Source organism: Corynebacterium sp. HMSC05D03 (assembly GCF_001807205.1).
Classification (GTDB): domain Bacteria; phylum Actinomycetota; class Actinomycetes; order Mycobacteriales; family Mycobacteriaceae; genus Corynebacterium; species Corynebacterium aurimucosum.
Map to the genome: position 1 here is coordinate 289,810 of NZ_KV788177.1, position 13,053 is coordinate 302,862.

Below are 13,053 nucleotides of genomic sequence, written 5' to 3' on the forward strand. Positions count from 1 at the left end.
CGCAGAACTTTCCCGCTTAGTCCTTCTTGACCAGCGATTCTGCCGCCATTCGGCAGGCAGCCTTCTGCACTACATTGGGCTCAAACTTGGTGTGGCAGCCCACGGACATCTGATGGCCCTTGTCTTCCCACATCATCCACGTCACCCGGGAGCCGTCGCCGGGATCCTCGGTATACGTCAGCCGTCCAGAGTCCTCTACCGGATCACGGAGGGCAGGATCGGATTCGATCTGCTCTTTAATCTCTGTGAACAACGCGTCGACAGGCACATTGAAAAGCGGATCAGCAGCCAGGAGGATGCGCAGGTTGGGGTCTTCACCGGCAGCGGTGACCAGACCATCCTCCACGCTGGTGCGGAATCCTTGAGGAAGCACCAGGGACATTCCCTCCACGTCGATGGCCTGCTGACCGGGTCGCAGCTGCCTGCTTCCGGTTTCCTCAGCTCCGGCCCCCTCGGCCGGGCCCTCGGGCTGTGCCTCCGTGTCGGGATTCGAGGCGGTGCCCGAAGTCCCGGAGGCGGCAGATGCTCCTTCAGCTGTCTGATCGGGAGTCGACGCTGCCACAGCCGCATCCTTGCGACCCACCGCCCACCACGACACCCCGGCCACCACGAGCACCATGACCGCGATAGCGATGTAGAAAGGATCGATACCTCCCAACAACGCGGACCAGCGGGATTCCGCTGCACGGTGCGAGCGCCCGCGGCGGGCAGGCCGGGACAGCTCGGCAGTCGCCGCGTCCTCATCCCCAAGGTCCTCGTGCTGCGTGCCCACGACCAAACGGGAAGAAGACGGTGCAGCACTAGCCGCAACAGACACGGACGGCGGCAATGGTTCTGGTTCCTGCACGGTCGCACCCGCACCAGCGAGCTGACGGCGCAGAATACTCACGGCTTCGACACTGACCTCCGTTCCGGAGGGATCCGCCACCACATCAACGCTGATATCCGGCCATTCCGCCCCGCAGACCTTTTCGGCTTGGTCGAGGACTGCCTCCAGCGCCCAACCTTCGGTGATTCCAGTGCCGGGCAGGTCATAGCGATAGATCGTCTCTGGGCCTTCATAGATCGTGGCGGCATCGAGCACCGTAATAGCTAGCGTGGTCTCGGGCGCGGTTGTCGGGGTTCGCAGTGCATGCGTCGTGGTCATTGGTTCTCTCCCTTGTTGCTTGTGGTCTGTGGTGAGGTATGTGAACTATCGGCGCTTGGCACATAGACCTGCGCCAAGCCTTGGGATACGCCGCGGACGACCCATTGGCCGCGGCCGGGCGGCAATGCCGTCGGTTTGACGCCGAAGATGGCGCCTTCGTCACGGTCGGCGTCGAGAAGCAGCAGCGCCGGCTGCAAGTCCCGCACCGCCGAGAGGAACTGCCCAAACATCGCGCGCCCAATGCCACCTGCTTTGCGCGCGAACACCAGGTGCAGCCCCACATCGCGGGCGTGCGGGAGGAGCTCCAGCAGAGGTGCTAGCGCTATCTCGCTGACGAGGTCGAGGTCATCGATGACAAGGTAAATATCTGGGCCCTGCCACCAGCTCCGCGCGGCGAGCTGGGCAGGGGTGACGTCGGCGCCAGGGAGGCGCTGCTCTAGGGTGCGCACTGTATCGAGAATGGCTTGGGTGGCCGCGCTTGCCGACGCCCCATAGGCCGCCACCATCTCCTCATCCAGCGTCCCCAAATGCGCGCGGCGCTCATCGATGACCACCAGGCGGGCTTCCTCCCGACTCAGCTGGCTGATTCCGGCGAGAATCACGCTGAGAAAATGCGATTTGCCGGAGCCTTGAGAGCCAATGCACACGAGGTGAGGCTGGACGCCCGGATCCCAGTCGAGGACCTCTAGGTCCGGACCACCAATGCCCCAGGCCACCCCGTCTGATGACGAACCATCTTCCGGCTCAGGCAATTCGGTGAGCACAGTGGGCAACATTTTCAGCGGTGGAACCGGAACAGCATCCGCATGCACGCCACAGATATGAGCGATATCCTGCGGTGAGGTCGCTGCAAAAAGGAGGTTTTCCCCTGCTAAAGTGATCCCTCGCCCAGGTGCTGCCGGCAACTTCTGCTGCGCCTTGCGGTCGATGAGGGAATCCATGGCTTCGCCCAAGCGCAGCTCAAGGCGGGCCGCGATGAGATCCCGAATCGACGGCCGCAAACTGGTCCACCGCGCCGCTGCAATCAAGACGTGAACGCGGGCGGAGGCACCGTCAGCAACCAACTGGGTAATCGGCTCAGCTAAGTCCTCAAAGTCTGCCCCGGAGGTGCCGATGTGGTGCCAGCCGTCCACGATCAAAAAGGTGTGGCGAGGTTCCGGGCGGCGCACGAGGCCGGCGACTTCATCGACGATGCGCCGCACCTTTTCCGGTTCCTCACGTCCGGCTACCCCAGCTACATGAGGCAGACGGTCCAACACCCGCAGCTGCCCGCCTCCTAGGTCGATGACATAAAAGCGCACCTGGTCCGGCGAATGCCACAGGGCCATACCGGAGGCGATGCTGCGCAGCGCCATCGACTTTCCTGACTGCGGTCCGCCGCACAGTGCAAGGTGCCCACCGCCCGTCGTGAAATCCACGAGCAGCGGGTCTTGACGCTGGTGATAAGGACGATCAATAAGCCCCACCTCCGCGCGTAGCCCGCCACCTGCGCTGAGTGAATCCGTGCGCAGAGCGGCAACGCTGGATAGCTCTACCACGGGCGGCAAGGGTGGCAACCAGATTCGCCTCGCTGACTGGCCGCGCTTGGAGGCTTCCTCCCGGGCGGCAGCCACCACTGTGTCCAAGAGTGTGCTCGAAGAATCCACGAGCTCCGTATAGTCCGCGTTCTCCTCCGCCGTACGATGCCCACTAAAAAGCTCCACGCGTGCCGAATGCCGCGTATGTTCGGCCACCTCATCACGCACTACCCGGCGCGTGACCGGGCCAGAAACATAAGAAGCCTGAAAGCGCGTGGGGGCATCGGCATCCGTTTTGAGGTAGCCGGCTCCCGGCTGGGCGGGGAGGTGATAAGCATCGGGCACGCCGAGGACCTGGCGGGATTCCCCGGCGGAGAAAGTCTTCAACCCAATGCGATAAGACAGGTGCGAGTCCAATCCCCGCAAGCGCCCTTCCTCCAAGCGCTGGGAAGCGAGCAGCAGATGCACGTGCAGCGAGCGGCCGAGCCTTCCCACCGCGACGAAGAGTTCAGCGAAGTCCGGGTGCTGCCCCAACAGCTCCGAAAACTCATCCACCACAATGACCAACGCCGACAGCGGCCCGTGCTCCGCCACCGCGGCAGCGGAGGCGTTGAATTCGCCCACGTTGGCAAAATTTCCTGCCTTGCGCAGCAGCTCCTGGCGGCGATTCATCTCGCCGGAGATGGCATCGTACATTCGCTCCACCAGGGTGGATTCTTCTTCCAGGTTGGTAATCACGGCGGAGGTGTGCGGCAGTTCCTCACAGCCCAAGAAGGTGGCGCCACCTTTGAAGTCAACGAGCACAAGATTGAGTTCCTCCGGACTGTGCGTGGCGGCCAGCGCTACGACAAGCGTTCGAAGTAATTCCGATTTTCCGCTGCCTGTGGCACCAATGCATAACCCATGCGGCCCCATCCCGCCCTGCGCGGACTCCTTTAAGTCAAGCATCAAAGCGTGCCCGGACTCGTCGACACCGATGGGCACACACAGCCGCTCAGCAGGGCTGCGCCCCTGCCACATGCCGGAGGCTTGGAGCGCATCTACATCCCGAAAGCCCAGCAACGAGGGCACATCCGCATTGCGGCCATGCCGAGGCGTGGACGCGACATCGCCACCGAAGGGGCGGTGATAGGGCGCGAGGGTGCGGGCAAGGAGGAGGGCCGTGGGGACGTCGACAAGCGCGCAGCTTCCTAGCTCCTCCTCGCCCGCGGCAGTAACCACGGAGAGCGTGCTTTCCGCCCGCAGGTAGATGCCCTCTTCCTCGGCGCGCCGTCCCAGCGGCGAATGGGGTGTCACCCCCACGGCGATAGTGGTTGTGGGGCTATCCCCCGGCGCGTCACTGCGCAGCACACCAACGCTATGCCCTTGTTCCTCCGTCATGACGCAGATGCGAAACTGCGCCTGGTCAGGCTCCCTGGAATGCGGCAGCCACTTCAACCATCCCCATTCCGCACCGTGATACTCAATGCCCACGGTCTCCGGGCCATGCAGCACCGCCAGGTGTAACAGCAGCGCGCGGGCCACCCCAGCGGCGTCTTCACCGGCCAGGCCGACGACGCGAAAGGCCTGCAACTGGATGACCACCGGCATATCCGCGAGGGTTCCCACCGCACGCACGGTCTGGCGCAGGCTCACCGCGCACACCGGGTCGAGGTCTTCCGCCGCACCCGAATCCGGCACATTAATGGGAGTGCACAGGGCCATCGGCCCCGTCCCCACCCGCACTTCCAAGGCATCCGGGGCATCCGCCGTCCGTTCCCACAGCCGCGGGGTGGGAATCAGCGCGCCAAGCTGTTCGGGGTCAGGGTTGCGGTGTTCCTCGTGCGCGCGCTGAGCCGCCCCACGCTCTAGTGCTTCCTCCCGCAGTGCCTTGAGGTGGCGCAAGTAGGTCCGGCGGGTCTCATCCGGATCGTGCCCGCCTGCCTGTGGGTTAAACATCATGGCCATGCTGGCCAGCATCATGAGCGGGAACATGAGGCTCATGGGACTGATCCGTCGTGCATCCCCCGCTCCAAGAACCATGAGCGCCACCATGCCCAGCATGGCCGCGATCATCACCAGCGGCATGAGCAGGCGCACGAGCGGCACCGGTTGTGCGCGGGCTGCCTCCGGCACCGCCTCGGCATCAATGCTGCCCTGCGGCAACGGTGGTGCTGGCTCCCGATAGGCCGCCACCCCAGTGCCAACGACGCGTGTAGGTACGCGCATGTCAAAGTCCTTCCCCCCGAAGTACTCCACCGCCTCCTTAAGCGGTGGACAGCGTGCCACAAGTAAGCCACAATGTGAGGCAATGGGCAAGGGGTTGCCCAGAAAAATTTTTCGGGGGAGGTACTTTCCATGACTCGCGCACTTGCGCATTCCATTCACGTCACCGTCCGCATCCATGCAGGCCAGACCCGCAAAGAAGCAGATGTATCGCTACCGCTTTCTTCCAGCGTCGGGGAGGTGCTGGGAGAATTGCTCGTGCTTGTCGACGTCCCCCCGGCCCCCATCCTCTGGCGCGCCACCACCGCGGCGGGCAAAACCATATCGATGACCACGCCACTCGACCGCACCAGTTTGGAAGACGGCTCCGTCCTGGTGCTCAGCCCAGATGCGCCGACACCAGCGCCCATCGTGCGGGATGCCGCGGAGGCACTCGCTGCCGAGGCCTCGACCACGCAGCTGTCTGGTCTAGCCGGGGTCTGGGGCGTGGCAGGGCTTATCGCCGTCGGCGCCTTGCTCGCCGCCGCCCTATCTCCCTCGATTGGCTGCGCCGCCGCTGCACTCCTCGGCCTCGTGCTCGCGGCGTGGACCCGGCGCGGTTCTCTGCTTGCAACCGCCCACGTTGCTGCTGGTCTGGCGGGGGCGCTGTCCACTGGTTCACCTGTCGCTACTGGCCCAGCCGGAACCGTGATTCCGGCCGCACCACTCGTGGGTGCTGCGGCGGCCGTGGGCGCTGTGGCGGTGCTCTCCCACGTGGTGCGTATTGGCGGATTAGGTGCTCGGGCAAGTGCCGCCACGTGGTGCCTGCTCGCGCTCGTCGGTGTGCTTGGCCCCGGCCCGTTGCTTGCCTCCACTGTGGTCTTGCTCGCGGCCTCTCCCCTGCTGACCACGCGGCTTGCTGGCCTCCGAGTGCCGCAACTGCCCACCGCCGGGCAGGACTTGAGCATCTCGGATGAGGCTCCCACGGATAACTCACTCAAAGCCCGGCGCGCCGGGCAGGCCTACGAAGGTATAGCGGTGGGCTGCACGCTGGCGGGCATTCCTTCCCTCTTTCTCGTCGCGCTCAACGCTCACGCGGACGCAACCGTGGTTGCGTCCCAGGCATTATGCGTGAGCATCGCCGGAGCAGTCATCGTGCATGCGGCACGCCATGCCCGGCCCATTGCGGCGTGGGCACTGGGTATCTATGGCCTGGCCGCGGCTAGTGCCGCGGTAGCGGTACCTCTGCGCGAGTGGCTGCTGCTTAGTGCCCCGACTATGGGAACGTGGGTGCTCAGCGTGATCGCGGGTCTCATCGTGGTGACCATGCTTTCAGTACCGGTGTGGGCAGGCAAACTACAGCAGATTGAGCCAACTACCATCGTGTGGTTCGAGCGGGCCGAAGCACTCGCACTCGCCGCGTGCCTGCCACTCGCCGCACACCTAGCGGGGCTCTTCGAGTTCATTCGGGGGTTGGGCGCATGACAGCTCTAAGCAGAATCAGCGCTGCCAGCACAGCCCTTGGCGCCGTCCTGGCTTGGGGTTCCTGCGTGTTGCCCGGGCCGGTAGCTGCTGCCCGCGAACCGGATACCGCCTGTGCAGTAGCCACGCGGGCTCCAGCAGGACCACAGCCTTCGGCGCAGTACTCGGAGTATCGTGCGCGACTGCATTCCTTTGCCACGGGTGCCGGGGTGAAGGTCGCGGTCATCGACACTGGGGTGGCCGCCCACCCACAGCTGCACGTATCACCAGGAGCGGACTTCGTAACCCCGGAGGAACCAGACCCGCTGCGAGATTGTGACCTGCACGGAACGGTGGTGGCCGGCGTCATCGCAGGTAAGGAACTCGGCATGGCTCCGGATGCGGAAATCTACTCCATCCGGCAGACCAGTTCGCATTACCGGGCTCCAGCAGCAGAGAGCAGTGAAGCGGAACGAGCTGGCTCCGGCACACTGGCCAGCCTGGCTGCCGCCATCGAGGATGCTGTTAACGCAGACGCAAAGGTCATCAACGTCTCCGTGGTCTCCTGCGTTCCGCAGGATGCCGCGGCAAGGGTGGACCGCGCTGGTGTGGATGCGGCGCTTCGCCGTGCAGAAGAGGCTGGGGCGGTGGTCGTGGCGGCGTCGGGAAACGCCACGGCTGGCGGCTGCGAAAAGGATGACGTGGTCTTTCCCGCGGAAGCCGAAACCGTCCTCGCGGTCGGCGCCTTAGCTACGCCGCATGAACTCGCGGAGTACTCCATCGCCGCGCCCCTCAGCGCGGAAGGAAGCGTCCCTCTTGCGCTTGAACCCGGCGGCGGCTGGGCCACGGGAAAAGGCGACGCTACCTTTCAAGGCACTTCCTTTGCTGCGCCGCTGGTCAGCGGTACTCTCGCTTTGCTGGTGCAGCGATACCCCGGGGACTCCCCGGCACAGCTGCGCCAGCGCATTATTGATTCGGCCGAACCCGGGCACGGGGTGGTGGATCCTCTTACTGCGGTAACCTATCGGCCCCCGAGCGATTCCCGTAAGGATCGCTCGATTGCGGTCGCACCAGCGGCGGCATCGAAAGACACGTCCTGGCCACAGGTGCGTTTGCTCCTCGGGGCCTTAGGCTTGCTCATCCTCGTGGCGGTTTTCAGTGCTCAGCCTTTAAGGCCTCCGCGCGGCTTAAGGTAGAGCCTTCCGGCAACAGGCGCAGGATCTCCCACGGCACCTGCTCCGGTTCCTCCACGCCCAGCGCGCTCAGCTCCGCGGCACCAGCCAGCTCGTGGCGTCTGCCAGTGGCGGACACCACGTGATAACCGTGCCCGCTATCCACGCCCACGCCAGCTTGGAGTCCGGCGAAACGGTGCGCGGGCGAATCTCCCGGTAGGTCCACCGTGGCCGCCACCGGCCGCAGCATGCCAGCACCCTGTTCGTGTGTCGCACACAACCAGCCTTGCTCAGGAGACAGGAAGTCCACGCGGGTGGTGGGCAGGTTGAAGGTCGGTGGGACATCGCCCAGCGCGGCCACCTCTTGCGCCTGTGCGGGCAGGCGCTGAGCACCCACGCCGACGAGCATCTCCGCCTGGGTGGGGGTGATGGAGAAAACACCGTGCTCCGTGCGCGCCCACAACTGCTCGCCGGTGTCGAGGATCTCAGGCGGCGCGGCTGGAAAGCTCAGCGGCTCCAGCTCTGTGAAGGCGTTGAGCAATTCCTCGGGCATGGTCCACACAGCGGTTTCTGCAGTCATCCCTAACGCGCGGCGCAGAACCCTGCCCTGCGTGCTCGTAGCCTCAGGCAACACGACGCGCCCCTGCCCCGTCAGCAGCCACTGCGTCCCAGCGGATTCCACCACGGCGGCGTGCTCCGCATCGAAGGTAGGAACGGCATGGTGCGCCACCACGGTGACGATGCCGACGTGGCTGCTGGACTGCCAGTTCTCGCCCTGCGTAGATTCTTCCAAACAGGCCGACCAGCCTGACTCCTCCCCCATCGCCGTGCCCAGGAGGTTAGGCGCATCCGCAATTCCCAGCGGTGTGCCCAGGTTCACCTGCTCCAGGAAGCTTTCGCCGGCGGCCTGCGCTTCGACCGGTTCGTTGGCGATGAGTCGGGCCGAAGCCAGGTTGGTCACCGGATGATAGGTGCCATTCACTAGCGCTAAGAGCTGTCCCTCAGAAGAACGCACCACGGGCGCATCCCCTGGCTGCGGGTCCGGCTGCATCCACGCGATGAGCCCCGATCCGAGACTCAAAAAGGCCACGGCGGCCACCCCGCCAAGCAAGGCGCGACGCCGTCGCTTTAGCGGATCATGAATCATGCGGATATCCCCGAAGACCAAGCCGTGCTCGAGGCGACGCAGTAGAAACTTGTGCCCGGATACTTGGGCCTTGGTAGTAGGCAACGCGCGTGCCATGAGAATCCTCCCCGAATCAGTGCGCCACCCTCCCACGGCGCAGTGAGTTCTAGATTAACCCAACTCGGTATCCTCTGCAGCGCGACGGCTGCGGGTCATCTCCGCGCGCGCGGCTAACTGTTCCGCATCGGGATAGTCCACGCCGACGAGGCTCAAACCCGCTGCCGGGGCGAGGGGAATCTGGGAAGACCTGCTGGTCTCTTTGAGCATCTGGTCTGCGAAATCCACGTCACGGGAGCCTTCGCCCACCCGCAGGCAGCAGCCTACGAGACAGCGCACCATGGACCAGCAAAAAGCATCGGCGCTCACGTGCGCCTCATAAAGCTGGGGCTCGGCCGGCGTGGAGACATCCTTCCACTCAAAGGCCAGCAGCTCGCGAATGGTGGTTGCGTGCGGCTTGGCTTTGCAGAAGGCCACGAAATCGTTGAGGCCCACCAGCCTGTCGGCGGCTGCCTGCATCAGATCCAGGTCCACCGGCTTGAACCAGGTCGCGGTATCGCGCGCGCGGGTCGGCAGTGCCCCGCGCGGATGCGTCGTAATGCGGTAGACATAGTGGCGGCATAGCGCCGAAAAGCGCGCATCAAAATCGGGCGATACTTCGGTGCAGGCGTGTACACGGACGTCGACGGGCAGCAGCTTGGCCAGGCGCCTGACCAGTTTGGCAGGGTCACCATCGATGCTCCGTTGGCTCAGCGCCTCACGGGTGGTGTCGAAGTGAGCCACCTGACCGCTGGCATGAACGCCCGCGTCGGTGCGCCCGGCCACGGTGAGCTCCACGGGGTGGCGCAGCACCATGCTCAGCTTCTCCTCCACGGTCTGCTGCACCGTGCGAAGCCCACCTTTCTGCCGAGCCCAACCATGGAAGTCGGTGCCGTCATAGGCCAAGTCCAGTCGCAGGCGAACGCTTTCACTCATGGGGGTTGATGATACCGTGCGCCCGAAGCGCCGTGCAGACTGCGTCGGTGGCCCGTTTTAACAAATAGTGGCCTAAAAACTGCAATTTTTGGACCCTTATTTGTTAAAACGGTACTTCATCCAGAGCACCTGCGCCGGGGCCCGTAAAAGACGACAAAGGCCCGCGTCCCACCACAGTGGTGAGCGCGGGCCCTATAAGACCTAAAGAAGAATTACTTCTCCTCGGTGGTCTCCTCTGCCTCAGTCTCGTCAGCCTTAGCGGACTCAGCCTCAGCCTCTTCAGCCTTAGCTTCCTCGGCCTGCTTGGAGGCAGCAGCGCGGGTAGCGCGGTTTGCCTCGGAGGTCACGGTCTCCTCGAGAACGAGGGAGATCTGGGACATCGGGGCGTTGTCGCCGGAGCGGTTCTCCAGCTTGATGATGCGGGTGTAGCCACCCTCACGGTTCTCGAACTTCGGTGCCAGCTCATCAAAGAGGTAAGCAACGACATCCTTGTGCGGGATGAGCTTGAGAACTGCGCGACGGTCAGCAACGGTGCCGGCCTTCGCCTTGGTGATGATCTTCTCGATGTACGGACGAAGAACCTTCGCCTTGGCATCGGTGGTCTTGATTGCGCCGTGCTCGATCAGGCTCGCAGCCATGTTGCTCAGCAGGTGCTTCTGCTGGCTGGCGGAGCCGCCGAGACGCGGACCCTTCTTGGGGGTAGGCATGATGTACTCCTCGTGTGCGGATTAATTGAGCGCGCGACGGGGCGCAAAAGTCGCGCCGTCACGATTCAGTGGAATTCTTTACTCGGAATCGTCGGAAGCCGGGTCCTTGAAGTCACCGGTTTCTGCGTCGTAGCCTTCCAGCTGGGTCGGGTCGAAGTCCTCGGGAGTGTCCTTGAGGGCCAGGCCCAGATTAGCCAGCTTGATCTTTACCTCGTTTATCGACTTCTGACCGAAGTTGCGGATATCCAGCAGGTCCGACTCGGTGCACTCAGCGAGCTCACCAACGGTGTGGATCTCCTGACGCTTCAGGCAGTTGTAGGAGCGGACGGAGAAGTTCAGATCCTCGATCGGCATGCTGTAGGCGGCGATGTACTCCGTCTCCTGCGGGGACGGGCCAATCTCGATGCCCTCAGCAGCGGTGTTCAGCTCGCGAGCCAGGCCGAAGAGCTCGACCAGAGTGCCGCCGGCGGAAGCCAGGGCGTCGCGTGCGGAAATCGAGTTCTTGGTCTCGACGTCGATGATCAGCTTGTCAAAGTCAGTGCGCTGCTCAACACGAGTAGCTTCGACCTTGTAAGAGACCTTCAGCACCGGGGAGTAAATCTGGTCAACCGGAATGCGGCCGATTTCTCCCGAGGTAGCAGCAGCCGGGACGTAGCCACGGCCGCGCTCGACGACGAGTTCCATCTCCAGCTTGGCGGACTCATTCAGCGATGCAATGTGCAGATCCGAGTTGTGGATCTCCACGCCAGCCGGCGGCTGGATATCGCCTGCAGTGACCTCACCCGGGCCTTCCTTGCTCAGGTACATCACAACCGGCTCGTCGGAGTCGGAGGACAGAACCAAGCCCTTGACGTTCAGGATGATCTCGGAAACGTCTTCCTTCACACCGTTGATGGTGGTGAACTCGTGGAGCACACCGTCAATCTTGATGGAGGTTACTGCCGCGCCCGGGATGGACGAAAGCAGCGTGCGACGAAGCGAGTTGCCAAGGGTGTAACCGAAGCCCGGCTCGAGCGGCTCGATGACGAACTTAGAGCGGGACGAGTCGATGAATTCCTCGGTGAGCTGAGGACGCTGGGAAATAAGCATGGAGTTTCTCCTTGTCGGCGCCCGCTATATGACGCCGGTAGAAGGGGTAAAGATGAAAGTGTCGAAGGATTACTTCGAGTAAAGCTCGACGATGAGCTGCTCCTGCAGCGGGACGTCGATCTGAGCGCGCTCGGGCAGCTGGTGCACGAGGATGCGCAGGGTGTCCGGAACGACCTGCAGCCACGCCGGAACGTTGGCGTCGACCAGGCGGTCCTGAGCCTCTTCGAACCATTCCATCTTCTGGGAACGCTCACGAACATCAATGATGTCGTACTGCGTAACGCGGAAGGAAGGAACGTTGATCTTCTTGCCGTTCACGGTGAAGTGACCGTGAGAGACAAGCTGGCGAGCCTGGCGGCGGGTGTTGGCCAGACCGGCGCGGTAGATCACGTTGTCGAGACGGGACTCGAGCAGAACGACGAGGTTGTCACCGGTCTTGCCCGGGAGACGGTTAGCCTCGGCGTAGTAGCGGCGGAACTGACGCTCCAGCACACCGTAGGTGTACTTCGCCTTCTGCTTCTCCTGGAGCTGCAGCAGGTACTCAGATTCCTTGATGCGGTTGCGGCCAGCCTGTCCCGGAGGGTACGGGCGACGCTCAAATGCCATGTCGCCGCCGACCAGGTCGACGCGCAGACGGCGGGATACGCGGGTAGCGGGGCCAGTATAACGAGCCATTTTCTTACCTCTTCCTTTCCCTTAAACCTTGCGGCGCTTGGTCGGACGGCAGCCGTTGTGCGGCTGTGGGGTGGCATCCGTGATCGAGGAAACCTCGAGGCCTGCAGCCTGCAGGGAACGGATGGCGGTCTCGCGGCCGGAGCCCGGACCCTTGACGAAAACGTCAACCTTCTTCATACCGTGGTCCATGGCCTTGCGGGCCGCGTTCTCTGCAGCCATCTGCGCAGCGAACGGGGTGGACTTACGGGAACCCTTGAAGCCGACGTGGCCGGAGGATGCCCAGGAGATGACAGCACCGTGCGGGTCCGTGATGGACACGATGGTGTTGTTGAAGGTGGACTTGATGTATGCGTGGCCAGCGGCCACGTTCTTCTTTACGACGCGACGACCACCACGGCGCGCGCCGGAACGAGTCTTGGGTGGCATATTTTACTTCTTCTTTCCTGCGATCGTCTTCTTCGGGCCCTTGCGCGTACGAGCGTTGGTCTTGGTGCGCTGACCACGAACGGGCAGGCCACGACGGTGGCGGATGCCCTGGTAGCAACCGATTTCAATCTTGCGACGGATGTCAGCCTGAACCTGGCGGCGGAGGTCACCCTCTACCTTCCAGGTAGCTTCAATGACGTCACGCAGCGCCGACAGCTGATCGTCGTCGAGGTTGTCGGTGCGCAGGTCGGGAGAAATGCCGGTCTTTTCCAGCAGTTCCTTGGCACGGGAAGGCCCGATGCCGTAGATGTAGGTGAGAGCAACCTCCATACGCTTGTTGCGCGGGAGGTCAACACCAGCTAGACGTGCCATATGGCTAGTCCTTTCGGGTTGTTACGATGGTTTTCTCCTCATCCGTCCCCCGCCACGCATACGCTTCGCCCCGGACCGTGCCGGGGTACTGTGGGCATGCTTAGCAGCGTGGGCTCAGGCCATCGCAGCCTGAGGTGAAAAAGGA

At 63.5% G+C, this 13,053-nt stretch carries 11 protein-coding genes; 2 read left to right on the forward strand and 9 right to left on the reverse strand.

Annotated elements, in window-relative coordinates:
• Positions 1–16 precede the first annotated feature (16 nt).
• Positions 17–1,147, reverse strand: a complete 1,131-nt coding sequence (locus HMPREF3147_RS07640) for a type VII secretion-associated protein (protein WP_070446541.1) — start codon at positions 1,145–1,147, stop codon at positions 17–19.
• On the reverse strand, positions 1,144–4,872 hold the full coding sequence (gene eccCa / locus HMPREF3147_RS07645; RefSeq protein ID WP_246815748.1) for a type VII secretion protein EccCa: 3,729 nt from the start codon (positions 4,870–4,872) through the stop codon (positions 1,144–1,146). Before eccCa ends, HMPREF3147_RS07640 begins: the two co-directional genes overlap by 4 nt.
• Before the next feature lie 129 nt (positions 4,873–5,001).
• Here eccCa and eccD point away from each other — a divergent pair, with 129 nt between their 5' ends.
• Together eccD and HMPREF3147_RS07655 are read left to right on the forward strand one after the other, a co-directional pair.
• A complete protein-coding gene (eccD, locus tag HMPREF3147_RS07650; RefSeq protein ID WP_070446546.1) occupies positions 5,002–6,333 on the forward strand; it encodes a type VII secretion integral membrane protein EccD in 1,332 nt (443 codons plus the stop codon).
• Positions 6,330–7,505 carry a S8 family serine peptidase gene (locus HMPREF3147_RS07655; RefSeq protein WP_070446548.1) on the forward strand — a complete coding sequence of 392 codons (1,176 nt, stop codon included), beginning with the start codon at positions 6,330–6,332 and terminating at the stop codon, positions 7,503–7,505. The genes eccD and HMPREF3147_RS07655 overlap by 4 nt, the downstream gene beginning before the upstream one ends.
• On the opposite strand, the gene eccB is transcribed toward HMPREF3147_RS07655, so the two are convergent.
• The 7 genes from eccB to rpsM all read right to left on the reverse strand — a co-directional run bounded on the left by eccB (position 7,465) and on the right by rpsM (position 12,908).
• The gene (gene eccB, locus HMPREF3147_RS07660) at positions 7,465–8,724 is read right to left on the reverse strand and encodes a type VII secretion protein EccB (RefSeq protein WP_070446550.1); all 1,260 of its coding nucleotides are present in this window, start codon (positions 8,722–8,724) and stop codon (positions 7,465–7,467) included. The two genes, HMPREF3147_RS07655 and eccB, sit on opposite strands and share 41 nt — an antisense overlap.
• A 54-nt stretch (positions 8,725–8,778) precedes the next feature.
• Positions 8,779–9,639, reverse strand: a complete 861-nt coding sequence (gene truA, locus HMPREF3147_RS07665; RefSeq protein ID WP_070446552.1) for a tRNA pseudouridine(38-40) synthase TruA — start codon at positions 9,637–9,639, stop codon at positions 8,779–8,781.
• A gap of 212 nt (positions 9,640–9,851) precedes the next feature.
• A complete protein-coding gene (rplQ, locus tag HMPREF3147_RS07670; RefSeq protein ID WP_070446554.1) occupies positions 9,852–10,346 on the reverse strand; it encodes a 50S ribosomal protein L17 in 495 nt (164 codons plus the stop codon).
• A gap of 78 nt (positions 10,347–10,424) precedes the next feature.
• On the reverse strand, positions 10,425–11,435 hold the full coding sequence (locus tag HMPREF3147_RS07675; protein ID WP_010189530.1) for a DNA-directed RNA polymerase subunit alpha: 1,011 nt from the start codon (positions 11,433–11,435) through the stop codon (positions 10,425–10,427).
• A 69-nt stretch (positions 11,436–11,504) separates the two neighbouring features.
• Complete coding sequence (gene rpsD / locus HMPREF3147_RS07680) at positions 11,505–12,110, reverse strand: 30S ribosomal protein S4 (RefSeq protein WP_010189536.1); 606 nt, start codon at positions 12,108–12,110, stop codon at positions 11,505–11,507.
• Positions 12,111–12,131: 21 nt separating this feature from the next.
• Positions 12,132–12,536, reverse strand: coding sequence for a 30S ribosomal protein S11 (gene rpsK, locus HMPREF3147_RS07685; protein WP_010189540.1), 405 nt, complete (start codon positions 12,534–12,536; stop codon positions 12,132–12,134).
• Positions 12,537–12,539: 3 nt separating this feature from the next.
• On the reverse strand, positions 12,540–12,908 hold the full coding sequence (rpsM, locus tag HMPREF3147_RS07690) for a 30S ribosomal protein S13 (RefSeq protein ID WP_039673764.1): 369 nt from the start codon (positions 12,906–12,908) through the stop codon (positions 12,540–12,542).
• Positions 12,909–13,053 lie beyond the last annotated feature (145 nt).